The organism is Pseudomonas sp. LBUM1676, assembly GCF_059695605.1.
Genome location: NZ_CP166777.1, coordinates 3,888,590 through 3,912,668, shown reverse-complemented (window position 1 = coordinate 3,912,668; position 24,079 = coordinate 3,888,590). Strand labels below are relative to the sequence as shown.

General features: G+C 56.2%; 20 protein-coding genes, 1 tRNA gene and 3 pseudogenes. 17 read left to right on the top strand and 7 right to left on the bottom strand.

The window, feature by feature from the left end:
• The first annotated feature begins 74 nt into the window (after positions 1-74).
• The 6 genes from ACA041_RS18050 to ACA041_RS18025 all read left to right on the top strand — a co-directional run bounded on the left by ACA041_RS18050 (position 75) and on the right by ACA041_RS18025 (position 6,769).
• Positions 75-1,124 (top strand): alpha/beta fold hydrolase, encoded by a 1,050-nt coding sequence (locus ACA041_RS18050; RefSeq protein ID WP_497435013.1) that lies wholly within the window; start codon positions 75-77, stop codon positions 1,122-1,124.
• 256 nt (positions 1,125-1,380) lie between these two features.
• A complete protein-coding gene (locus tag ACA041_RS18045) occupies positions 1,381-2,187 on the top strand; it encodes a transporter (protein WP_497435008.1) in 807 nt (268 codons plus the stop codon).
• Positions 2,188-2,547: 360 nt separating this feature from the next.
• Positions 2,548-3,669 carry a Re/Si-specific NAD(P)(+) transhydrogenase subunit alpha gene (locus tag ACA041_RS18040; RefSeq protein ID WP_497435002.1) on the top strand — a complete coding sequence of 374 codons (1,122 nt, stop codon included), beginning with the start codon at positions 2,548-2,550 and terminating at the stop codon, positions 3,667-3,669.
• Positions 3,670-3,684: 15 nt separating this feature from the next.
• The gene (locus ACA041_RS18035) at positions 3,685-4,008 is read left to right on the top strand and encodes an NAD(P) transhydrogenase subunit alpha part 2 (RefSeq protein WP_017335806.1); all 324 of its coding nucleotides are present in this window, start codon (positions 3,685-3,687) and stop codon (positions 4,006-4,008) included.
• Entirely contained in the window at positions 4,008-5,444 is a 1,437-nt protein-coding gene (locus tag ACA041_RS18030; protein ID WP_497434997.1) for an NAD(P)(+) transhydrogenase (Re/Si-specific) subunit beta, read from the top strand. Before ACA041_RS18035 ends, ACA041_RS18030 begins: the two co-directional genes overlap by 1 nt.
• A gap of 434 nt (positions 5,445-5,878) precedes the next feature.
• A complete protein-coding gene (locus ACA041_RS18025) occupies positions 5,879-6,769 on the top strand; it encodes a helix-turn-helix domain-containing protein (protein ID WP_497434992.1) in 891 nt (296 codons plus the stop codon).
• 26 nt (positions 6,770-6,795) lie between these two features.
• Here ACA041_RS18025 and ACA041_RS18020 read toward each other — a convergent pair.
• Positions 6,796-6,885, bottom strand: a pseudogene (locus ACA041_RS18020) (hypothetical protein); the annotation flags it as partial.
• Positions 6,886-6,955: 70 nt separating this feature from the next.
• Here ACA041_RS18020 and dld point away from each other — a divergent pair.
• Positions 6,956-8,701, top strand: coding sequence for a D-lactate dehydrogenase (dld, locus tag ACA041_RS18015; RefSeq protein ID WP_497434990.1), 1,746 nt, complete (start codon positions 6,956-6,958; stop codon positions 8,699-8,701).
• Between the two features lie 446 nt (positions 8,702-9,147).
• Here dld and ACA041_RS18010 read toward each other — a convergent pair.
• Positions 9,148-9,351: pseudogene (locus tag ACA041_RS18010) on the bottom strand (phenylacetaldoxime dehydratase family protein); the annotation flags it as partial.
• Here ACA041_RS18010 and ACA041_RS18005 point away from each other — a divergent pair.
• Positions 9,329-10,252 (top strand): AraC-like ligand-binding domain-containing protein, encoded by a 924-nt coding sequence (locus ACA041_RS18005; RefSeq protein WP_497434985.1) that lies wholly within the window; start codon positions 9,329-9,331, stop codon positions 10,250-10,252. The pseudogene ACA041_RS18010 and the gene ACA041_RS18005 overlap by 23 nt on opposite strands.
• A gap of 34 nt (positions 10,253-10,286) precedes the next feature.
• On the opposite strand, the gene ACA041_RS18000 is transcribed toward ACA041_RS18005, so the two are convergent.
• Positions 10,287-11,234, bottom strand: a complete 948-nt coding sequence (locus ACA041_RS18000; protein ID WP_497434982.1) for a LysR family transcriptional regulator — start codon at positions 11,232-11,234, stop codon at positions 10,287-10,289.
• A 285-nt stretch (positions 11,235-11,519) separates the two neighbouring features.
• Here ACA041_RS18000 and ACA041_RS17995 point away from each other — a divergent pair, with 285 nt between their 5' ends.
• Together ACA041_RS17995 and ACA041_RS17990 are read left to right on the top strand one after the other, a co-directional pair.
• The gene (locus tag ACA041_RS17995) at positions 11,520-12,365 is read left to right on the top strand and encodes an SDR family NAD(P)-dependent oxidoreductase (RefSeq protein ID WP_497434979.1); all 846 of its coding nucleotides are present in this window, start codon (positions 11,520-11,522) and stop codon (positions 12,363-12,365) included.
• Between the two features lie 3 nt (positions 12,366-12,368).
• Positions 12,369-13,583 (top strand): annotated as a pseudogene (locus ACA041_RS17990) (aminotransferase-like domain-containing protein); the annotation flags it as partial.
• A 277-nt stretch (positions 13,584-13,860) separates the two neighbouring features.
• On the opposite strand, the gene ACA041_RS17985 reads toward ACA041_RS17990, so the two are convergent.
• A tRNA-Ser gene (locus ACA041_RS17985) sits at positions 13,861-13,948 on the bottom strand.
• 123 nt (positions 13,949-14,071) lie between these two features.
• Between ACA041_RS17985 and ACA041_RS17980 the strand changes: the two genes are divergently transcribed.
• The gene (locus tag ACA041_RS17980; RefSeq protein ID WP_150748592.1) at positions 14,072-14,743 is read left to right on the top strand and encodes a Bax inhibitor-1/YccA family protein; all 672 of its coding nucleotides are present in this window, start codon (positions 14,072-14,074) and stop codon (positions 14,741-14,743) included.
• A gap of 65 nt (positions 14,744-14,808) precedes the next feature.
• On the opposite strand, the gene ACA041_RS17975 is transcribed toward ACA041_RS17980, so the two are convergent.
• Positions 14,809-15,246, bottom strand: coding sequence for an Lrp/AsnC family transcriptional regulator (locus ACA041_RS17975; RefSeq protein ID WP_150785673.1), 438 nt, complete (start codon positions 15,244-15,246; stop codon positions 14,809-14,811).
• A gap of 135 nt (positions 15,247-15,381) precedes the next feature.
• On the opposite strand from ACA041_RS17975, the gene ACA041_RS17970 reads away from it, so the two are divergent.
• Complete coding sequence (locus ACA041_RS17970) at positions 15,382-16,275, top strand: DMT family transporter (RefSeq protein ID WP_497442106.1); 894 nt, start codon at positions 15,382-15,384, stop codon at positions 16,273-16,275.
• Between the two features lie 7 nt (positions 16,276-16,282).
• On the opposite strand, the gene ACA041_RS17965 is transcribed toward ACA041_RS17970, so the two are convergent.
• Together ACA041_RS17965 and ACA041_RS17960 are read right to left on the bottom strand one after the other, a co-directional pair.
• Positions 16,283-17,302 (bottom strand): FUSC family protein, encoded by a 1,020-nt coding sequence (locus tag ACA041_RS17965; protein WP_497434974.1) that lies wholly within the window; start codon positions 17,300-17,302, stop codon positions 16,283-16,285.
• Between the two features lie 68 nt (positions 17,303-17,370).
• Positions 17,371-18,996, bottom strand: a complete 1,626-nt coding sequence (locus ACA041_RS17960) for an NADP-dependent glyceraldehyde-3-phosphate dehydrogenase (protein ID WP_497434970.1) — start codon at positions 18,994-18,996, stop codon at positions 17,371-17,373.
• Between the two features lie 307 nt (positions 18,997-19,303).
• On the opposite strand from ACA041_RS17960, the gene ACA041_RS17955 reads away from it, so the two are divergent.
• The 5 genes from ACA041_RS17955 to ACA041_RS17935 all read left to right on the top strand — a co-directional run bounded on the left by ACA041_RS17955 (position 19,304) and on the right by ACA041_RS17935 (position 24,045).
• Entirely contained in the window at positions 19,304-20,191 is an 888-nt protein-coding gene (locus ACA041_RS17955) for a Dyp-type peroxidase (protein ID WP_497434965.1), read from the top strand.
• A gap of 16 nt (positions 20,192-20,207) precedes the next feature.
• Complete coding sequence (locus ACA041_RS17950) at positions 20,208-21,176, top strand: Gfo/Idh/MocA family protein (protein ID WP_497434960.1); 969 nt, start codon at positions 20,208-20,210, stop codon at positions 21,174-21,176.
• A gap of 109 nt (positions 21,177-21,285) precedes the next feature.
• The gene (locus tag ACA041_RS17945; RefSeq protein WP_064677357.1) at positions 21,286-22,038 is read left to right on the top strand and encodes a GntR family transcriptional regulator; all 753 of its coding nucleotides are present in this window, start codon (positions 21,286-21,288) and stop codon (positions 22,036-22,038) included.
• An 8-nt stretch (positions 22,039-22,046) separates the two neighbouring features.
• A complete protein-coding gene (locus tag ACA041_RS17940) occupies positions 22,047-23,777 on the top strand; it encodes a fumarate reductase/succinate dehydrogenase flavoprotein subunit (RefSeq protein WP_497434955.1) in 1,731 nt (576 codons plus the stop codon).
• 22 nt (positions 23,778-23,799) lie between these two features.
• On the top strand, positions 23,800-24,045 hold the full coding sequence (locus tag ACA041_RS17935; RefSeq protein WP_007946457.1) for a 4Fe-4S dicluster domain-containing protein: 246 nt from the start codon (positions 23,800-23,802) through the stop codon (positions 24,043-24,045).
• Positions 24,046-24,079 lie beyond the last annotated feature (34 nt).

The window sequence follows — 24,079 nt, the reverse complement described above, 5'->3', positions numbered from 1 at the left end:
GGATTTACTGCCCACCAGTTGAAGCTGTCACGTATTCCTTTCGCCGTGGCAGCCCACTATCGAGGTAATTTGACATGACCAACTACTATTCCCAAGAAAATCACGGCCCTTTCGAAACTATCAATATCGGCTCTTTCCAGCTTGAAGAGGGCACCAGCATCCCTGAATGCCGGTTAGCAGTGGCAGTACATGGAGCCCTTAACTCCGAAAAAAGTAACGTTATTCTGGTACCGACCTGGTATTCCGGTACAAGCAAGGCGATGGAGCAGATATATATTGGCGAAGGACGAGCTTTGGATCCTTCTAAATACTGCATTATCGTAGTCAACCAGATCGGCAACGGCCTCTCCAGTTCGCCAAGTAATAGTACTGGATCACTGGCCGGCCCTGGATTTCCGAATGTGACGATTGGCGATGACGTTCGTGCCCAACACAAGTTGTTAACCGAGCACTTTGGGCTTGAGAGTCTGGCGCTTGTGGTTGGTGGATCGATGGGGGCTCAGCAAACCTACGAGTGGGCCGTGCGCTATCCAGACTTTGTCAAACGTGCCGCAGCGATAGCGGGAACAGCCAGGAACAGTGAGCATGACTTCCTGTTTGCCGAAACGCTCATTGAAGCCATAGCGACCGATCCTGCCTATCGGGCGGGCCTATATTGCTCATCGTATCCACTAGAGGCCGGACTTAAACGTCATGCGAAACTTTGGACAGTGATGGGGTGGAGTACCGCATTCTTCCGCGCCAATCGCCACAAAGACTTGGGCTTCGGATCGATGCAGGAATTCGTCGACAGATTCATGGCCGTCTATTTCGCGGAAATGGATCCTAACAATCTGCTGACGATGGCCTGGAAATGGCAGCGGGGCGACGTCAGTCGGAACGTTGGTGGCGATCTCGCTGCAGCCCTAGGTCGCATCAAGGCGAAGACTTATGTGATGCCCATCTCCCATGACATGTTTTTTACATGCGACGATTGTCTGGTGGAGCAAAAACTGATCCCGAATAGCGAGTTCAGACCTTTGAGGTCAATCGACGGTCATCTTGGGCTTTTTGGCACCGACGCCGAAATGCTCAATCAACTGGATGCCCAACTGATTGAGCTGCTGTCAGTTCCAGTATCCTGAAATAAACCAGCACGATCAGCTTAGAAAATCAGCGCAGAATTCCCGTACTTAGCCCAGAACAATTTTATAATAATCAGGGTGAAAAATGAAAAAGCCAAGAAGCGTACGTTTTTTGAATGCACGAAATAAATACAAAGATCCCTTAAGCTCCGCCTTAGAGTGCGTCCAAAAAAATAATATCGGTCACCGAGTTCAATCGGTTTTACGGTCAGTTCTTATCACCCTTTGTCTTCAGATTTCGACTCTGAGTTATGCCTTGGATGTCGATCCTGGCGACTATACGCCAATGCCAGATGGCACAAAGCTAGGGCTTCTCTATTTGCAGCATGCAGAGAGAGATAATTTTTACCTGAATGGCGATCGGTTAAGCGATAAATATAAACTTGATTCCGATGTCGCAATTCTCAGGGGGGTCAGCTATCAAAATGTTGCAGGCATCTTGACGAATATCCAATTTCTCCTGCCTTTTGGTCATCTGTCAGCAGGGGCCGACATAGGTGCACTGGGCAGCGAAAGCGGCATGGGTGACCCCATTCTAGCCAATACATTCTGGATCATTCAGGATCCATCAGCAAACCGATCATTAGCCATTGCGCAGTACCTGTTTTTGCCTTTGGGAGATTACAGCAAAAATAAGGACTTAAACCTTGGGGAAAACAGATGGAAATATGTCTTGCAGGGCGGTTACATGCAGGGCTTAAGCAATAACATTATTCTCGATCTAGTCGCTGACGTTAATTTTTTCGGTGACAACGAAAACTATACCCCTGGTGACCTGACTCTCAAACAAAAGCCCCAGTATCAGGTGCAAGGTTTTATTCGGTATAAATTCGGCGAGAAAGCCGCTATCCACGTTGGTTATTCCCGTCTATGGGGAGGAGAAAGGGAAGTGGATGGCATTAGACAGGGAGACCAAAGCAATCAAGAAAAAATAATGGCTGGAGGATCTTATTTTATCAACCCAAAAACACAAGTGCTTGCGACACTTGGGCGGGATATTTCAGTTGAAAATGGCTTCAAAGAAGAGTCGCGTCTAAATCTCCGGCTACTTTATGTGTTCTAAAAAATCATTTGATTTCTATTTGAAGCCGATCTGAAAATGGATTTCATAACCTGGTGAAATTGGCTTTTCACCTGCCCTTTTGAAACCCCTATCCTTCGTCGATGAGAAGTACGCCGGGAAGCGCAAGCAAATATTTCGCAAGCGCTTTCTGATCGAAGAGAATAGATAAGCGTCGGGCAAAGCCTGACTAGGGCTATTCCAGAATTCCATTGGAATTGGATTACAACTTTCTTACTGCTTTTAATTCAAGATATTGTTGGCCGTCCGAGTTATGAACAATGCTATGGCGCGCCATGCCAGGCTGACTTAGGAAGTGCGGCGCGCACCGGCAACAACGATACTGACCAGAGAGATTAGCCCGTGCAGATTGGTATACCTCGCGAAACACATGCTGGCGAGACCCGCGTGGCCGCCACGCCGGAAACGGTGAAGAAACTCGTCGGCCAGGGTCATAAGGTCACTGTGCAGAGCGGCGCCGGCATTAATGCCAGCGTTGTCGACAGTGCCTATGAAGCGGCAGGCGCAATTATTGGCAGCGCCAACGATGCGTTTGGTGCCGAGCTGATTCTCAAGGTGGTCGCCCCCAGCGACAGCGAGCTGACGCTGATAAAGAGCGGCACCGTTGTGGTGGGCATGCTCAACCCGTTCAGCAATGAAACCATTGCCAAACTGGCCGAGTGCGGCATTACCGCGTTTGCGCTGGAAGCCGCGCCACGCACCTCCCGCGCGCAGAGCCTGGATGTGCTGTCGTCCCAGGCCAACATCGCCGGCTATAAAGCCGTGCTGCTGGCTGCTCACCATTATCCGCGTTTCATGCCGATGCTGATGACTGCCGCTGGCACCGTTAAAGCGGCGCGCGTGCTGATTCTGGGCGCTGGCGTCGCCGGTTTGCAGGCGATCGCCACGGCGAAACGTCTGGGTGCGGTGATCGAAGCGTCTGACGTGCGTCCTGCGGTAAAAGAGCAGATCGAATCCCTCGGTGCAAAATTCGTCGACGTGCCTTACGAGACGGATGAAGAGCGCGAATGCGCCGTCGGTGTCGGCGGTTACGCGCGACCCATGCCCGCCAGCTGGATGCAGCGTCAGGCGCTGGCCGTGCACGAGCGCGCCAAGCAGGCCGATATCGTCATTACCACCGCACTGATCCCGGGCCGCAAGGCGCCGACCCTGTTGAGCGCGGAAACCGTGGCACAGATGAAGCCAGGCTCGGTGGTCATCGACCTCGCGGCAGCCCAGGGCGGCAACTGCCCGCTGACCGTGGCCGATCAGGTCGTGGTCGAAAATGGCGTGACCATTTGCGGCCCGACCAACCTGGCCGGCGCCGTCGCGGCAGACGCTTCGGCACTGTACGCGCGCAACCTGCTGGACTTCCTGAAGCTGGTCTTCAACAAGGAAGGCCAGTTCGAGATCAACCTCGAAGACGACATCGTCGCCGCGTGCCTGATGTGCCGCGACGGCCAAGTCATCCGCAAAAACGCCTAAGCAGGGATTCAGACGATGGAAGAGCTTATCTCCCCCGGTATCTACAACCTGATCATCTTCGTGCTGGCGATTTATGTCGGTTATCACGTGGTCTGGAACGTTACACCTGCACTGCACACGCCATTGATGGCGGTGACCAACGCCATTTCGGCGATCGTGATCGTCGGCGCCATGCTGGCGGCGGCGTTGACCGTGACGCCACTGGGCAAGACCATGGGCACCCTGGCGGTGGCACTGGCGGCGGTGAACGTGTTTGGTGGCTTCCTGGTGACCCGCAGGATGCTTGAGATGTTCAAGAAAAAAGCCCCGAAAGCAGTGAAAGAAGAGGCGTCCAAGTAATGAGCATGAATCTCGTCACGACGCTCTACTTGATCGCGTCGATCTGCTTCATCCAGGCCCTCAAGGGCCTGTCGCACCCGACCACGTCGCGGCGCGGCAATGTGTACGGCATGCTCGGCATGGCGCTGGCGATCCTCACCACCGTGGGCCTCATCTATAAGCTGGGGGCTGAGCTCGCCACCGCTGGCATCGGTTACGTCATCGTCGGCCTGTTGGTCGGCGGCACCGCCGGCTCGATCATGGCCAAACGCGTCGAGATGACCAAGATGCCGGAGCTGGTCGCCTTCATGCACAGCATGATCGGTATGGCCGCCGTGTTCATCGCCATTGCGGCGGTGGTCGAGCCGCAGTCCCTGGGCATTGTTAAACAGCTGGGTGATGCGATTCCGGCGGGCAACCGTCTGGAGCTGTTCCTCGGCGCGGCCATCGGTGCCATCACCTTCTCCGGTTCGGTGATCGCCTTCGGCAAGCTCTCGGGCAAATACAAGTTCCGCCTGTTCCAGGGCGCACCCGTACAGTTCGGCGGCCAGCACAAGCTCAACCTGCTGCTGGGCCTGGCCACACTGGCGCTGGGCATCACCTTCATGCTGACCGGCAATCTCGGCGCGTTCGCCCTGATGCTGGCCCTGGCGTTCGTGCTGGGCGTGTTGATCATCATCCCGATCGGCGGCGCGGACATGCCGGTGGTGGTGTCGATGCTCAACAGCTACTCCGGCTGGGCGGCGGCGGGGATCGGTTTCTCGCTGAACAACTCGATGCTGATCATCGCCGGCTCGCTGGTGGGTTCGTCCGGTGCGATCCTTTCGTACATCATGTGCAAGGCGATGAACCGTTCATTCTTCAACGTACTGCTCGGCGGTTTCGGCAACACGGCGGATGCGGCCGGTCCGGCCGGTTCGAAAGAAGCCCGCCCGGTGAAATCCGGTTCGGCTGACGACGCGACCTTCCTGCTGACCAACGCCGATACCGTGATCATCGTTCCGGGTTATGGCCTGGCGGTGGCACGCGCCCAACACTCACTGATGGAGCTGGCGGAGAAGCTGACTCACCGGGGAGTCACCGTGAAGTTTGCGATCCACCCGGTCGCCGGTCGGATGCCAGGGCACATGAACGTCCTGCTGGCCGAAGCCGAAGTACCTTACGAGCAAGTGTTCGAGATGGATGACATCAACTCCGAGTTCGGCCAGGCCGACGTGGTGCTGGTGCTCGGCGCCAACGACGTGGTCAACCCGGCGGCGAAGAACGATCCGAAATCGCCGATTGCCGGCATGCCGATCCTCGAGGCTTATAAAGCCAAGACCGTGATCGTCAACAAGCGCTCGATGGCCAGCGGCTATGCCGGTCTGGACAACGAACTGTTCTACCTGGACAAAACCATGATGGTCTTCGGCGACGCCAAGAAAGTCATTGAGGACATGGTCAAGGCGGTAGTCTGATGTGAGTTGCTCTGCTGCGGAGAATCATCTTTGAGCCATTTACGGTCGCCCACGGGCGGCCGTTTTTTTGGCTACCCTGGAGCGTTCATTCTCGAAATCCATGCAGAAAACAGAACCTGGTTGTGAAATAACCAGCGACTAATGTATAAATTTTTCATATTTCCCCGTTCCTGACAGGTCAGACGTGAAAATTGGGACTGTTTCAGTCTGTTTTCCCAATTGGATATTTCCATTGCTCATTAGTACTTGGTTTTTTATAAATAATTAAGAGTTCTTGATGGTTGATATTACTTCCCGACAAAACAACGGAATGCTACAATCTTAATAGATGTAAATACTAATAAAAAAGCCCGTTCATGCCTCGAATTACATTTGCATTCTACTTGGGATCGCAATCAGAGCAAGGACGAAGGCCCTCCAGTGAGAGTTTAAGTATGCCGAAGGCCATTACTCCAAAAGAACTTCTCAACTGGGTGCCAGGAGTGCTTCTCAGTTCAAGCGAAGAACTCGGATGGAAAGATATAGAGCAACGATCGTATCGATACAAGGGGCAGGATGTTCTGATTCCGCCTCTTGATCACTTTATGATCGTTTGTTATTTTTCGGGTCGTACGCCGATGGATAGGTGCATAGATGAGGGCTGGACGCGTACGGCCTGCGCACCGGGAGACATTTCCCTGCTTACAATGTCGCAGAACTCCCATTGGCACTGGACCGAAGATATCGACGTTTCTCACATCTATCTTTCCAATGCACTGATGTCACGGGTGGCCATGGACGTTTTGGAGCGTCCAATCGAAGAGGTCCGCCTACATGATCTGCTTCGCGCGCAAGACTCGGTCCTGACATCTATTGTCGGCGCAATTACAAGCGAAGTGAGAGGTCGTGGATTTGGCGGATCCTTATATGTTGAAGCCTTGAGTATACAACTGGTCATTTATCTTCTACGCCATTACGCAAACGTAACGTTTAAAGAGATGGGTGCATCGGGTCGTCTATCTCAACATCAGAAAAAGTGTTTGCTTGAGTTTGTTGATGCGCATTTGGATGAGTCCATACGCTTGGATGAAATGGCCGATGCCGTAGGGTTGGGAGTCTGGACGTTCTCTAGAAAATTCAATGAATCATTTGACTGTTCTCCACACACATTCGTTACTGAGCAGCGCGTCGAGAGGGCAAAGCGAATGCTGTACAAGGGCACTCTTGCGATCAAAGAAGTTGCCTATCAGTGCGGATTTTCAGATCAGGCGCATTTGACACGTGTACTGCGCGCTAAGCTCGGCATGACTCCCGCGCAGTTAAGGCGGGCTATATACTACGAATAGTATCGGTATAAGCGTCGTATGACTGTCTACTGGCTCGCGGCGCACACTTGGTTATAGTGGCAGTGAGAAACTGCTTCAGGTCGGTACGAAATTTGGTATTTAACGGCGCCGCAAAGGCAGCTACCCTAGAATGTGTCAGTCATTTAGGGGCGTTACGAACAATCCGTTAGACGTCGAAGGTCCTAAATGAATCAGTTAAATAAAAATATCAGCGATTCTTTTATGCAAACATTACATCAAAATGATGATTTACTCAGATTGCTGAAATCAATTGTTGGTAAAAAACACGTTTTATCTGGAGGTGAGGGTAGTCGACAGTATCCGACAGGGTTTCGTCTCGGTACGGGTAAAGCTCTCGCCGTGGTACGCCCCGGCACCTTAATTGAGCAATGGCGAGTGCTGAAGGTAGCGATCGCAGCAAACAAAATAATTATCATGCAAACCGCAAATACCGGCTTGACTGGTGGTCCCATCCCATGTGGTGAGTACGATAGAGATGTTATAATAATAAATTCAATGCGAATAAATAAAATTCAAATTGTGAATGACGGGGCTCAAGTTATTTGTTTGCCAGGAGCAACCCTAGATCAGCTTGAAAAGATATTGAAGCCGCTGGGCAGGGAGCCTCACTCGGTGATAGGTTCCTCTTGCATTGGTGCGTCGGTAGTAGGTGGTGTTTGCAATAATTCGGGCGGAGCGTTAGTAAAGCGAGGGCCGGTTTATACTGAGCTGGCGATTTTCGCTCAGTTAGACGGTGACGGCCGATTAACGCTGGTGAACCACTTAGGGATCAGTTTGGGTGATGAGCCAGAAGCAATATTAGGTAAACTAGAGCGCGGAGAGTATCGCACTGCCGACGTCTACAATAATGTAGGTAGGGCTTCTGATGAATCCTACTCGTCCCATGTAAGGGATACTCAGGCAGATACACCATCTCGCTTTAGTGCAGATGCAACCAGACTCCATGAGGTCTCAGGAAGCGCAGGAAAGTTATCCGTATTTGCCGTACGATTAGATACGTTTCCTGCCGAGCCAGGGGTAAAGGTCTTTTATGTAGGGGCGAACACAGTAAGCGTTATGGCTGAAATTCGGAAGCGAATTCTAGAAGGGTTTTCTGACTTGCCTATAGCCGGGGAGTATTTGCATCGAGACGCCTATGACATGGCCGAGAAATATGGCAAGGATATCTTCTTGATAAATAGATATTTAGGAGAGCAAAAACTACCTTGCCTTTTCGCTTTGAAAAACAATATCGATAATTTCTGTCGTCGAATACCGATGCTGCGCGATAACTTCACTGACCGAGCTATTCAAAAAATAAGTGTTCTGTTTCCAAAACATCTACCAAAACGCATGAGTCAATTTCGAAATTCTTATGAACACCATCTACTGCTTAAGGTTTCAGGCTCGTCGGTAGAGGAAACGAGAGCATTTTTCGATGCTTTTTTTTCCGAAAGTGGAGATGGAAGTTATTTTGAATGTACCCCAGATGAGGGCAAAAAAGCTTTCCTGCACCGCTTCGCAGCAGCAGGTGCCGCCGTGCGGTATCGTACTGTCCACCAAAAGGAGGTAGAGAATATCATCGCTCTAGACATCGCTCTGAGACGGAATGACCAAGAGTGGTTCGAAAAGCTTCCAAGCGAGATCGACACTGTTGTGATTAAGAAACTATATTATGGACACTTCTTGTGCCACGTATTTCATCAAGATTACATAATTCGCAAAGGTATTGACTGCGTAGCATTGGAGCATAAAATGCTCGAACTGCTTGACCAGCGCGGGGCTCAACACCCGGCAGAGCGCAACGTAGGCCACCTTTATAACGCCCCCCCAAATCTTGCGCAGTTCTATAAAAAACTAGACCCTTGCAACCAGTTCAATCCTGGTATTGGCAAAACTACCAAATACGCTCATTGGAATGACGTCATATAAAAATCATATGTGTAGAAGTTTTTATCGAGTAGGAGGCGGCTGGGCACTCTGAGTGCCACCGGTCCGCTCTTAGGCTCTAGTTCCGCCCAATACGGCCGATAACCAATTCCATGGAATACTAATTCGAGGACAAGAATGTCTTCAATCTGACCCATTTTCGGATGGTGTTCCTCGACAGCCCTGTGTTCTCCTGCTCAAAAATTGAGCAGAAGCAGTTGAACACCCGGGTCAGTTTTCAGTCGGCAGAACAGCCTTTACTGGGTCAGTTTTCGGTCAGCGGCAACAGCTGTGACTTCCGTGTGGTGTAATCGCGCAAAGTCATCGGTATCGTCTACCTGTTGGCCGGTATGTACATCAACGGCGCACAAACGTTGGTTCCGGTGGCGTTGGCGACCATTGCGTTAATGATCAAAGGGCTGGTCAGGATGCGGACACTACCTAAGGTCACATCCTTTGCCACTGTCACGCAGGAAGTCCATGCCCGCCTGCAATGTCGGCAGAATTTCGTTGAGATAGAGCGATCGTTCTTCTTCGCCGGCATCCGCCCAGTCCTGGCCGGAGCGGATCAGCGCGACATTGTCGTGCCCTTGCACGACAACGCGCCCACCTTTGGCCGGGTCGCCAGCGATGACCGTCAGTTCGCCGGAAGGAGCAGCTGCGCGTCGCTTTGATTACTGGAAAGAAGTGGTGTGTCGTCACTGCCTGGCAGCGGACAGCAAACCATTGGCGCAGAGCGATTTCGACGGGGAACTGGAGGTGCACGGCATGGGTCCGTTGGACATCTGTACGCTGTCCTCGCCACTGCATTTTTGGGAGCGTTCGCCCCAGCATTTACGCAGCGGTCCTGATGAGGATCTGTGGCTGGGTTTCACCCGGCGAGGCTTTGGTGAACTGGAGCAGGCAGGGCGCAGGGCAACGCTGGCGGCGGACAATTTGTTTCTTTATGACGCATCCCAAACGTTCCGATTCAGCCTGGGTGGTACCGAGAACCACCTGGTCCGCATTCCGCGGCAGTTGCTCAGCCAGCGGTTGCCAGGCGTAGCAGGTTGCACCGCCGTGGTTTTGGACGATCGCCGTCCAGGGGTGATTCCGTTGCGCGAGATGTTGCATCAAGCGGCGAGCATCCCTGCGAGCTTCCAGGATGAGGGGCTATCCAGTCGCTTCTCCAACACCTTGCTGGACCTTCTGGCGATCAGCCTGGAACTCCAGGACCTCAAGAAGGCCCATGAGGAATTGGATCTTTATGGCCGGATCATGAACTACATCCACCAGAATCTGACCGATCCAGACCTGTCGATCGAGCGCATTGCCCAAGTGCATTATGTGTCCACGCGAACCGTCACGCGCGCTTTCGCCCGTTATCAGAAAACGCCGGTCGCGGAGATCTGGAAAGAACGCCTGCTTGCGAGGCGCGAGGCAATAGAACGCGGCCAGGTACGCAGCATTTCTCAAGCGGCACTGGATTTCGGTTTCTCCGATTTCTCCCATTACAGCCATGCGTTTCGCAAGGCCTTTGGCGTGGCGCCTCATACGCTCCTGCGCCGGAATTGAGAACGGCCACTCTCAATCCTCTCGAATCCAAACCTTAGATCGTTGCCCACGCGGTCCCGCCCGGAATGACCAGTAGCTGCCGAAGAACGCTGAAGTCGAGCATGGAGATAAAGCTGTCCATTAGCGGTGATTCGTTGTGGGTATTCCAGCTCATGTACAGTCCGATGGCGGGGTTGGGCGACTCGGTTACCGGGAAGATTCTGCGAAACAGGACCTTGTCGCGCATGATCGAGTTGGCGATGGATTCGGGCACCAGGGCCACGCCGAAGCCGCAGGCCACCAAGCCGATCAAGGTGTGGATCTGCGCGGCTTCCTGTACCACCTTCGGGTAAAAACCGGCGGCTTCGCATAAGGCAATCAGCTGGCTGTGATAACCGGTGCCCAGGGCTTCGGGTGTGAATACGAAGTCTTCGCCGGCGAAATCCCGCAGGTCGATTTTCCCGGCCTGTGCTTTTGGATGATGGGTGGGGAGTGCCATGACGATTTCTTCGTCGAGCAACAAGCGCGATTCGATGTTGTCCGCCGAAATGGGCAGTTTGCGCATGAAGGCGATATCTGCGTCTCCGGACAGAATCGCCTTGGCCTGGCTGGAAGATGGCATTTCCTTGATGATCAGCTGGACCTTGGGAAAGGTTTCGCGAAACTGCCTGAGGGTGTTGAGCAGCGACTCGTAGTAAGCAATGGACACCGCGGTGATCGTGAGTTTGCCGGCGATGCCTTCGGACACCTGGCGGGCGTGTTCTACCCCCAGTTCCAGTTCCTTGAGTGTGCTGTAGGCGGCGTCCAGAAAGGCACTGCCGGCGGGTGTCAGTTTTACCCCGCGCTTATTACGCGTGAACAGGCTGAAACCCAATTTGTCTTCCAGGCGATTGATGGCCTGACTCAGGGGCGGCTGGGCCATGTGCAGGCGAATCGCGGCTTTGTGAAAATGTAATTCTTCAGCCACGGCGATGAACTGCCTGAGCAGTCGGGTTTCGATCATTCTTCCGTTCCTTCATTTGAATTGATCAGTGTTGCGAGTCGGGCCTGGCGTCATCCCTCCGGGATCATCGGTGAGCACAAGATGCTGTCATTGGCGTCCCGGGTAGAAACCGTGCCGGCCCGCATACGAGACACGATCTCCAGGGTCAAGTTCACGAACGGGGCTTTCTGGGCTTGCTCCAGACATTGGTTTGATATGAGCCAGGTATCAACTTCGCCGCTCATTAGTATTAAACAACCCTCCTTTTCATTGTTAAGGTGAAGTGGCAATCAAGAGGGGAAAACGATGAACTTTTCAGGAAAGACGGCGATTGTAACGGGCGCTGGTCGAGGCCTCGGTTTCGTCTATGCAAGGGAATTGGCCAGGCTGGGCGCCAATGTCGTTATCAGTGATATCGGTGCGAACAATATCGGCGATGGTGCAGATACATCCATTGCCCTCGATGCCGCCCGGATGCTTCAGTCGGAAGGTTACAGCGTTATCGGCCACCATGGTGACCTGGCTGCCGAGCAAGGTTGTCGGCAACTGATCGAGACGGCCATCGAGGCATTCGGGCAACTCGATATCGTGATCCACAACGCCGGTTGGGTCGGTTATCAATCGATTGAAGAGGCCGAGTTGTCATTTATCGAGCGCGCGGTGGATATCAATATCCATACGCCCATCTGGCTGTGCAAGCATGCCTGGAAACACCTCAGGCGATCTGCTGTTGCGCGTGTGGTCCTGACCTCTTCGGATAGGGCGATGTACCAGCAATATGCTCAGCCGGGCCTGGTGGCTTATGCGGCGGGTAAAATGGCACAACTGGGCATCATGAACGCGCTGAGCATGGAAGGTGCGACCGATGGCATCCTGGTCAATGCGGTTTCGCCCGTCGCCAAAACCAGAATGTGGGGCGTGACCGGGGAACCGGACAATCTGAAGCCTCAGTGGGTGGCTCCCGGTGTGATTTTCCTGGCTTCGGAGCTGTGTCAGGACACCGGCTACATTCTGCGAGCCAGTAATGGCCAATTCACCGCTACACGGTTTTCCGAGAATGAGGGCGTCGACTATCCCGTCGACCTGGCCCGGGTCAAGGCATCCAGCGCCGAGCAAATTGCTCAATTGTGGGACCACATTAAGGAGTGTTGATCGCTGGCCTCCCAAGGACTTGTCGAAGCGCGGCATGGGCAGGGCTTCTTCGTCAAACAAGGAGCGCCGAGCAGCAACGAACCGGAAGAGCCGCTACCTTTCACCCGGGCGATGGACACCATCTGGCTCATGCGACAGCAGTTTGTCCGTGAACCCGGTCACTCGCCACTCGGTGAAGGTTTTCCGCCAGTGGAGTGGCTGATGGATTTGCGCCTGGACAAATTCACACGGCAGATCATGCGTATTGGTGTAACGACGCTTTTTCGATACGGCAACCGGCTGGGAAATGCCGCTCTTCGTAAACACCTGGTGCAAAAACTGGCTACCTACTCAATTACTGCAAGCCCTCGCCAGATCGTCACCACCCATGGGGCCAATCACGCACTGGACCTGATAATCCGCCGCATTATTGCTCCGGGGGATTACGTTTTTGTCGAGGATCCAGGCTATTACCCGCTGTTCGGCAAGCTGCAATTACAAGGAGCCCGGATGCTATCCGTACCCAGATTGCCGGGTGGGCCGGACATTGAGGTGCTGGAGCAGCATCTGCTTGTGAATAAGCCAAAATTATTTTTCATGCAGTCTGTCGGGCACAACCCGACGGGCTCCGATATTTCACCCGGCAAAGCCCATCGGTTGGTTCAGTTAGGGCAAGAGCACAACTTCATCCTGGTGGACGACGATGCTTTGGCAGATTTCAAACCGGCATCGGCAATCAAGGTGTCTGCGCTGGATCAGTTGAAACGCTCACTGTACGTGGGCAGCTTCTCCAAATCGGTTTCTGCGGCATTGAGGGTTGGGTTTATCGCAGGCAGTAAAGACGTCATAGATGAACTGGGTGATCTGAAAATGCTGCTGCATACCAGCACCTCGGAGCTTTGTGAGCGAACCGTTGATGTCATTCTGATGGAGGGGCATTTCCTCCGGCATCTAATCCGCTTACAAGAACGGTTAAAAAGTGCCACCGCGGCAGGTTTGCAGATGCTGGATGAAATTGGGGCCGACGTATTCGTTCGTGCAGAGCAAAGCCTCTATTTATTGGCCAGGTTTCCTCACATTGACGATGCCAGGGAGCTGACGCGACAACTGCTTCCGAAGGGTTTCATGATCGCCCCCGGACACATTTTTTCACCGGAACAGTCGCGTATAAATCCATGGACGAGATTGAATGTCGCGTATCTGAATGATCCGTTACTCAAAGCAGTATTAAGCGGCTGAGTCGAACGCCATTTCTGCACTGGCGGTGCAGGCCTATAACTTGAAAAGAGCGATCAAGGTAATGGGAGCGCGTCAATTGATGGCATTGATGGGCTGAAAGGTCCTTTTTTCCTGAGCTCCCGGGAAGTCAGTGCAGGTAACAGGCCATTCGAAAAACTAGCCGCCTGTCGAAAGGCAAGACTTCACCCACGGTGTGTGCTGGGGTGTGGGCTGCGAGATTTTTCCAAAAGCCAGAAACGACAAAGCCCTGAAAAATCAGGGCTTTGTCGTATAAAGATGGCGGAGGCGATGGGATTCGAACTCATGGACCTGTTACAGTCGACGGTTTTCAAGACCGTTGCCTTAAACCACTCGGCCACACCTCCGTTTGCGTTGCGGGCGCCATAATACCTGAATGAAACACACTGTCAAACTCTCTACGTAGCTTGTTACAGCACGTCTGTTATGATCTTTGCGACTGAACGTTTCAAACCAACAGGAGTGTCGCCATGCGCGAACAGGATTACGCAGTTAATAACAGCGTGCAGGCTGAGCAGCTAGAGGTTAGCCGCGTCCTGCGCAACACTTACGGCCTACTCGCTCTCACCCTCGCATTCAGCGGCGTGATGGCGTATGTCGCCCAGCAGATGCGTGTCGGCTACCCGAATATTTTCGTGGTGCTGATCGGTTTCTACGGCCTTTTCTTCCTGACCAACAAACTCCGTGATTCGGCGTGGGGCCTGGTGTCGGCATTTGCCCTGACCGGTTTCATGGGTTTCCTGCTCGGCCCGATCCTCAACCGTTACCTGGGCATGCAGGGCGGTGCGGAAGTCGTGAGTTCGGCCTTCGCGATGACCGCGCTGGTGTTCGGTGGCCTGTCGGCCTATGTGCTGATCTCCCGCAAGGACATGAGTTTCCTCAGTGGCTTCATCACTGCGGGTTTCTTCGTGTTGCTGGGTGCGGTGGTTGCCAGCTTCTTCTTCCAGATCAGCGGCCTGCAACTGGCGATCAGCGCAGGTTTCGTGCTGTTCTCCTCGGTCTGCATTCTGTTCCAGACCAGCGCCATCATTCACGGCGGCGAGCGTAACTACATCATGGCGACCATCAGCCTGTATGTATCGATCTACAACCTGTTCGTCAGCTTGTTGCAGATCTTTGGCATCATGAGCCGCGATGACTGATTGTTGGCTTTGAGTGAAAAACCCGCTTCGGCGGGTTTTTTCTTGCCTGGGATTCGAGCAAGGGCTCACGCCATCGGCGGCAACCGTCGCTTGACCGGCGTCTTCTTGACGATCGCAGTGTTGGTTTCAGCGTGGGTATTAAGCCGGTCGAGCAAAGTGTCCAGTTGCTCCATCGAACGCACATGCAGACGAGCGATAAAGCAGTCATCGCCAGTAACCTTGTCGCACTCGGTGAACTCGGGGATCGCCTGGATCTGCCGCTCCACTTCCTGCAACTGACCCGGCAGCGGGCGGATGCGGACGATGGCCTGCAGTTGATAGCCGAAACACCTGGGGTCGATCTCGACGGTGTAGCCCTTGAGCACGCCCCGTTCCTCGAGGCGGCGCAGGCGTTCGGCAACACTGGGCGAGGACAGCCCGCTGATGTTCGCCAGGGCCTTGAGCGAGCGCCGTGAGTCCTCCATCAAGGCCGTGATCAGCACTTGGTCGATGTCGTCGGTCATGACGCAACCTCGATTAGGCAATTAATCGGAACCGCCTTGATAAAAAAGGCAGAACTGAAGTTTAGCCTGATTTTTGCGCTGGAGAAGTGCCTTGGCGGATTGGCATACTTTGGGCTCAAACACAGGAGTCTGATGATGGACAAGACAATTCGTCACGGGTCATTCGAGATGACCGCCGCCATGCTGATTTCCGGGACCATCGGCTGGTTCGTGCTGGTGTCCGGGCAACCGGTGCTGGACGTGGTGTTCTGGCGCTGCGTGTTCGGCGCCGGCACCTTGTTGCTGATCTGCGCGGCATTCGGTTTCCTGCGCCCCGGTATCCTGACCAAGACTACCTTCCTGTTGGCGGTGCTCAGCGGCGTGGCGATTGTCGGCAACTGGGTGCTGCTGTTCGCGTCTTATTCCCGCGCCTCGATTGCCATCGGCACCGCGGTGTACAACATTCAGCCGTTCATGCTGGTGGGGCTGGCCGCGTTGTTCCTCAACGAGAAAATCACCCTGCAGAAACTGTTCTGGCTGGGTATCTCGTTTCTGGGGATGCTGGCGATTGTCAGCGCCCATGGCAGTCAGGGTGGCAGCGGCAACGATTACCTGATGGGCATCGCCCTGGCATTGGGCGCTGCGTTCCTTTACGCGATTGCGGCTCTGATCATCAAGCGCCTGACCGGTACGCCGCCACATCTGATCGCGCTGATCCAGGTCAGCACCGGCGTGCTGTTGCTCGCGCCAATGGCGAATTTTTCCGCGCTGCCGCAGGCGCCCGGCGCCTGGGCCAGCCTGGTGACCCTGGGCATCGTCCACACCGGCGTGATGTATGTGCTGCTGTACGGCGCGATTCAAAAACTGCCGACGGCACTCACCGGTGCGTTGTCGTTCATCTACCCGATTGCGGCGATCTTCGTCGACTGGTTTGCCTTCGGCCATCGCCTGGAGCCCCTGCAATGGCTGGGTGTTGCCGCGATTCTGCTGGCGGCTGCCGGCATGCAGCAGGGCTGGACCCTGAAATTCCGGCGCACGGTCACCCCATGAACCGGCATCAGATGTTCCAGCGCGGCGCGGTCTTGGCCAGTCGCTGGCGCATCTGGCCGATGTTGGCGGCCAACTGGCGGTTCAGCAGCCGGTAGCCGTCCAGGGTGTTATAGACCGGCGTCTCCAGGCTGGGCTCCACCGGCAACTCGACCGGCCGGCTCAGACGCTGGGAAGCGCCGGACTTCAGGGCCCGGGCCATGCCGATCAGTTGCACCCGGACCAGCCGGTGTTCGGCTTTGAGCGTCGAACGCAGATTGGCCATGGCCTCGGCGTCATTGGCGTCCGGCCGGCTGTTGCCGAGGATCTCCAGGGTGCTGATGCACAGGCGCAGATGGCGCTGGATGGCATCGAGTTCGGTCATGGAAATCTTCACTTCCTTGGACACCGACGGCATCAGCGAGCGCAGCTGCACCATCACCGTGTTCAGGCGGCCCATGACTTTGTGGTATTCGTCATCGCTGACCGACTGGCCATTGATGATGCGGCCGTGGATTGCCGCGCAGTCGCGCAAGGCATCGGCCAGGTTGTAGCGCCAGGAGTAAACCGCGTAGAGCGGCAGGGCGAAGGAAAATGCCAGAGCCAGGGCGATGCCGATCAGGATGTCGACCCCGCGCCACAACCCGTCGGTGACCGGATTGTCGCCATGGCCGGCGACAATGAACACGGTAATCGCCGACAGCAGCGCGGTGTAACCGCCCTTGCCGATGGCGTGGTACGAAAAGAACCCGCACACCACCGCCATCGCGAAATAAGTCAGCCATGGCATTCCCAGCCAGGCCTCTTGCGCCACCAGTGCCAGACCGACACCGGCCCCGATCAAGGTGCCGATGGCGCGTTCGGCGGCTTTCTTGCCGATGTTGCCGTGGTGCTGCAAGCCGCCGATCACCACCAGCATCGTCACCGACGCCCACTCACCGTGGGGCAGATTGATGCCGGTGGTGAGCAGGATCGTGGCCAGCAACCCAAGCGATACGCGCACCGCGTGGATCAGTCTGGCGTGGCGATAGCGCCGATACGGGTCCAGCAACGGACGCAGCAGTCGGCGCAGCAGTGGTGGCAGTCGGTGGGCTCTGAATGTGCTCAGGCTTGATCTCCTCAGAAGATGTAATCGGTGGTCAGGAAACTCGAACTGCGCCCGCTGATGATTTCGCTGATCAGTTCCTTGTTGGTTTCCTGGAACTTGGTCGCCACCAGCGTGCGGATCGAAAACACCCGCAGCGCATCATGTACCGACAGCGTGCCTTCGGCGGAGTTCTTGCGGCCGTTGAACGGATAGGTGTCCGGGCCGCGCTGGCACTGGGCATTGAGGTTGATCCGGCCGACCTGATTGGCGAAGGTGTCCACCAGCCGACCGACTGCTACCGGGTTGGTGCCGAAGATGCTCAGCTGCTGGCCGAAATCCGATTCCAGGACGTAATCGATCACGGTGTCCAGGTGTCGGTAAGGCACGATCGGCACCACCGGGCCGAACTGTTCTTCCTGATAGACGCGCATCTGCGGCGTCACCGGGTACAGCACGGCGGGGTAGAAGAACGAAGCGCGGGCCTCACCCCCGTTGGGGTTGACCACAGAGGCGCCTTTGCTGACCGCATCGGCCACCAGCGAGTGCAGGTAATCGACCTTGCTCGCCTCCGGCAACGGTGTCAGCGCCACACCGCTGTCCCACGGCATGCCGGGTTTGAGCGTGGCAAGTCTGGCGTTGAATTTTTCAATAAACGCTTCGACCACGTCTTCATGGACGAAGAGGATTTTCAGCGCGGTGCAGCGCTGGCCATTGAAGGACAGGGAACCGGTCAGCGCTTCACTGACTGCGTTGTCCAGGTCCACCTCGGGCAGGACGATGCCGGGGTTCTTCGCATCCAGACCCAGTGCCGCGCGCAGACGGTGCGGTCTTGGGTGCAGTTTTTTCAGGTCACTGGCAGCCTTGTTGGTGCCGATGAACGCGAAGATGTCGATCTTGCCGCTGGCCATCAGCGCGCTCACGGTTTCGCGACCGCTGCCGTAGATCACGTTGATCACCCCGGCCGGGAAGCTGTCGCGGAAGGCTTCGAGCAATGGACGAATCAGCAGCACACCGAGCTTGGCCGGCTTGAATACCACGGTGTTGCCCATGATCAGCGCCGGAATCAGCGTGGTGAAGGTTTCGTTCAACGGATAGTTGTAAGGGCCCATGCACAACGCCACGCCCATGGGCACGCGGCGGATCTGGCCGAGGGTGTCCTGTTCCAGTTCGAAGCGGCTGGAGCGGCGGTCGAGTTCCTTGAGGGCATTGATGGTGTCGACAATGTAATCGCAGGTACGGTCGAACTCTTTTTCCGAGTCCTTGAGGTTTTTGCCGATCTCCCACATCAGCAACTTGACCACCGCTTCACGCTGTTCGCGCATGCGCCCGAGGAAGGTTTCGACGTGCTGGATCCGCTCGGCCACGCGCATGGTCGGCCACAGGCCCTGACCCCGGTCGTAGGCGCGAACGGCGGCGTCGAGGGCGGTCAATGCGGTGTCGGCGTCGAGCAATGGCGTGCTGCCGAGGATGACTTGTTCGTCGCCGTTTTCACCGCGCAGGTACACCGGGCTGCGGACCTGGGCGAGGGCGCCTGGCCAGGTTTTCAGCTCGCCATCGACCAGGTATTCACGCTGCTCGGTCTGGCCGTCGAGGCGGTATTTTTCCGGGATGTCGCCGGCAGAGGGAAAGAGATTGCCAAGGATCTGTTCTGTGGTCATGTCGCTACCCCGTCTGGATTGGGTGATGCGGAAGGTCTGTTATCGCTATGCACTGCTATCAGGTCAAGGCCTGATCAGCGGCTGTCGAAAATGGAGGCCTGAGCCTATAAACCCGTCGTTGGAGCCTAGGCCAGGTTGCGCGTTCGATCAGCATAGCTGAATCGTTTTACCAGATGGCAATACGGATTGTCATGACCCACGGCACGCTTGTTGTCGAGATTGCGCGACGAGCTGCGATCTTTTGACCTCGCAACACACAACGGCCAACGCTGCGGGTAAACTTCGCGCTCTTTCCAAAGGAGTTCATATGAGTTACTACCAGCCGGGCATTCTCGCCACCCCCGTTCCACCTCAAGCCCGTCATATGTTCTTCGCACTGGAATCCGTCGCCGCACTGCCGGCGGCGCTCGACAACTTGATGCAGCTGGTGGACGGAAAGTCGGCGGTGGTCGGTTTCGGCGAATCCCTGGTCAAGGCTCTTCAGGGTCAGATCGAGGGCCTGCGTCCCTTTCCGGCGCTGACCGGGGTCGGCGTCGACAACCCGTCGACCCAACACGCGCTGTGGTGCTGGTTGCACGGAGTCGACCGTGGCGAGTTGCTCAATCGCAGCAACGCCATCGAGGCCGCCCTGGCGCCGGCCTTGCGCCTGGTGCAGATGAACGAAACCTTCCGCCACCTAACCGGGCATGACCTGACCGGTTACGAAGACGGCACCGAAAACCCCCACGACGAAGCCGCCGTGGCCGCCGCGCTGGTGGGTGAGGGTGCTGAAGGTGTGGTCGGTGGCAGCTTCGCCGCGATCCAGCAGTGGCAGCACGACCTGAAGGGTTTCCATGCAATGCCGTCCCATGAGAAGGACAACATCATGGGCCGTCGCTTGATTGACAACGAAGAAATCGATGACGCGCCGATCTCCGCCCACGTCAAACGCACCGCCCAGGAAAGCTTCGCTCCCGAAGCCTTCGTGGTCCGTCGTTCGATGCCGTGGATCGAAGGCGACCGCGCCGGCCTGATGTTCCTCGCCTTCGGTTTCTCCCTCGATGCCTTCGAAGCCCAGCTGCGGCGCATGAGTGGTCTGGAAGATGGCATCACCGATGGTTTGTACCGCATGAGTCGGCCAATTACGGGCGGTTATTACTGGTGCCCGCCGCTCAAGGACGGTCATCTGGACCTGCGCGCATTGCGCGTCGGCTAATTATCAAGGAGTGAATATGAACGTGGTGCGCTGGGGCATGATTGGTTGTGGCAGCGTCGCTGAGCGCAAGAGCGGACCGGCCTTCTACAAGGCTCCCGGCTCGGCGCTGGTGGCGGTGATGGGACGACGTCTGGACGCGGTGACCGATTATGCCGCGCGCCACGGTATCGCCAGGATCTACACTGACGTGGAAGCGTTGATCAATGACCCCGAGGTCGACGCGGTGTACATCGCCACGCCGCCTGAGAGTCATCATGCGTACAGCCTGCGGGTCGCCGCCGCCGGCAAGCATTGCTGCGTCGAAAAACCGATGTCGCTGAATGCCGGGAAAAGCCTGGAGATGCAACAGGTCTTTGCCGACGCGGGGCTGCACCTGTTCGTGTCCTATTACCGACGTTCATTGCCGCGCTTCCAGCAAGTGCGGCAATGGCTGGAAGAGGGGCGGATCGGCGAGGTCCGGCACCTGACCTGGACCCTGACCAAAGCGCCGTCGGCAGAGGATCGCAGGGGTGCCGGCAATTGGCGCACCGATCCGGCGATTGCCGGCGGCGGTTATTTCGTTGACCTGGCCAGTCATGGCTTCGACTTGTTCCAGTATTTGCTTGGCGACATCGTCGAAGTCGCCGGGTTTACGGCCCGCCAGGCCGGGCTGTATGCCGCCGAAGATGCCGTGAGTGCCAGTTGGCGCTTTGCGTCCGGGGCGATGGGCATGGGTTGCTGGAACTTTGTCGCGGATCGGCGCGAGGATCGGGTCGAGGTGATTGGCAGTAAAGGGCGGATCAGCTTTTCCGTATTCGATGAACATCCGGTTCAGCTAGACGCCGATGAACACCTCAGCCTTCACATCAACCATCACGAACACATCCAGTGGCATCACGTATTGGGCATGAACGCGCACATTCGTGCAGAGGCGCAGCATCCGGCGGTGGCCGAGCAGGCGCTGAAGAGCGATTGGGTGATGGACCAAATACTCAAGCGCACCTGAACCTGTGGGAGTAGCGCTGCGCATCTAATCTTATATCCAAACAATATTTCTCAGCCTGCCATTAGAACTTTAGGATCACGTCATAACTCGTTATGACAAGTGATCCTACATGACTGATAACGTTCTATCTCTCAGCAGTGTTCCGCTACACACCCAACTGCGGGATGTACTTCGCGCCCGCATTCTCGACGGCGAATACCCGCAAGACAGCCAGATGCCCTCAGAAAGCGAGCTCGGCGCGCTGTTCAAGGTCAGCCGCATCACCGTGCGCCAGGCGCTGGGGGATCTGCAGAAGGAAGGGCTGATCTTCAAGATCCATGGCAAGGGCACCTTCGTCGCCAAGCCCAAGACCTTTCAGAACGTCAGCACCTTGCAAGGCCTGGCCGAGTCCATGACCGGTCGTGGCTATGAGGTGATCAACCGCCTGCGCAGTTTCAAATTCATACCGGCCGACAAGCTCGTTGCCGAGCGTCTGCAGGTGGCCGAAGGCGAGACTGTGGCGCAGATCAAACGGGTGCGGCTGATCAACCGCGAGCCGATCTCGCTGGAAATCACCTACCTGCCCAAAGCCATCGGCGAGCGGTTGGAGAAGGCCGATCTGGTCACCCGCGACATCTTCCTGATTCTCGAAAACGACTGCGGCCTGGCCCTCGGTCACGCCGACCTGGCCATAGACGCGGTACTCGCCGACAGCGACCTGACCCAGGCGCTGAACGTCGAAGCCGGCTCGCCGATCATGCGCATCGAGCGTCTGACCCATGACGCCAGCGGCCAGCCCCTGGACTTCGAACACCTTTACTACCGTGGCGATGCCTTCCAGTACCGCCTGCGGATCGACCGGCAAAAAGGGGATCAGGCATGAGCCACAGCATGACCAGAAGTACCGTCGAACAGGAATACGACATCGTCGTGATCGGCGGCGGCACCGCCGGCCCCATGGCGGCGATCAAGGCCAAGGAACGCAACCGCGACCTGCGGGTGCTGCTCATCGACAAGGCCAACGTCAAGCGCAGCGGCGCCATCAGCATGGGCATGGATGGCCTGAACAACGCGATCATTCCCGGCCACTCGACGCCGGAGCAGTACACCAAGGAAATCACCATTGCCAACGATGGCATCGTCAACCAGGCGGCGGTGTATGCCTATGCGACCCACAGCTTCGAGACCATCGAGCAACTGGACCGCTGGGGCGTGAAGTTCGAGAAGGACGAGACCGGCGACTACGCGGTGAAAAAGGTTCACCACATGGGCGCCTACGTGCTGCCGATGCCGGAAGGGCATGACATCAAGAAAGTCCTGTACCGCCAGTTGAAGCGGGCGCGGGTGAGCATCACCAATCGGCTGGTCTGCACCCGCTTGCTGACGGACGAAGAGGGCGCGGTCAACGGCGTGATGGGCTTCGATTGCCGCACCGCCGACTTCCACGTGATCAAGGCCAAGGCAGTGATACTGTGCTGCGGCGCGGCCGGACGCCTGGGTTTGCCGTCCTCGGGTTACCTGATGGGCACCTATGAAAACCCGACCAACGCCGGCGACGGCTACGCCATGGCCTATCACGCAGGAGCGGAACTGGCGAACCTGGAATGCTTCCAGATCAACCCGCTGATCAAGGATTACAACGGCCCGGCCTGTGCCTACGTCACCGGTCCATTGGGCGGTTATACCGCCAACAACAAGGGCGAACGCTTCATCGAGTGCGACTACTGGAGCGGGCAGATGATGTGGGAGTTCCACCAGGAGCTCGAAAGCGGCAATGGCCCGGTGTTCCTCAAGCTCGATCACCTGGCCGAGGAAACCATCCAGAACATCGAGGAAATCCTGCACAGCAACGAACGCCCGAGTCGTGGCCAGTTCCACGCCAACCGCGGCACCGATTACCGCACGCAGATGGTCGAAATGCACATCTCGGAGATCGGCTTTTGCAGTGGTCACTCGGCGTCCGGCGTGTGGGTCAACGAGAAGGCCGAGACTTCGGTCAAGGGTTTGTATTCGGCGGGTGACATGGCCGCTGTACCGCACAACTACATGCTCGGCGCGTTCACCTACGGCTGGTTTGCCGGCACTAACGCGGCGGATTTTGTCGCCGGGCGCGATTTTTCAGCGGTCGATGCCCAGCAAGTCGACACCGAAAAAGCCCGGGTCTACGCGCCACTGGATCGCGAACACGGTCTGCCGCCGGCTCAGGTCGAGTACAAATTGCGCCGCTTTGTGAACGATTACCTGCAACCGCCGAAGGTCACCAAGAAGATGCAGATCGGCCTGCAACGCTTCAGCGACATCCAGCGCGATCTCGATCAGATCAAGGCCCACAACGCCCACGAACTGATGCGCGCCATGGAAGTCAGCATGATTCGCGACTGCGCGGAAATGGCCGCCCGCGCTTCGCTGTTCCGCGCTGAAAGTCGTTGGGGGCTGTACCACTATCGAGTCGATCATCCACAGCGCAACGACAGCGACTGGTTCTGCCATTGCCACCTGAAGAAGGATGAAAACGGTGTGATGAGCAGTTTCAAGAAAGCCGTCGAGCCTTACATCATCCCGTTGGATGCCGAAGAAATGCAGGCCTACGACCGGCTGCGAGTCGGTGCCTTTGCTGCCTGAGCCCAAAAAGAGAGACCGAGAAATGGCCTATCAACCCCAGGAAATTTTCTTTCGCTCCAACGCGCCGGTCACGGTCGACGAGGACCTGTGCATCGCCCACAAAGGCTGCACCGTGTGTGTGGATGTTTGCCCAATGGACCTGCTGGCGATCAACCCGGCGACCCAGAAAGCCTATATGGCTTTTGATGAATGCTGGTACTGCATGCCCTGTGAAAAGGACTGCCCGACCGGGGCGGTGAAAGTCGAAATCCCCTATTTATTGCGCTGAAACGCAATCCAAATGTGGGAGCGGGCTTGCAAGC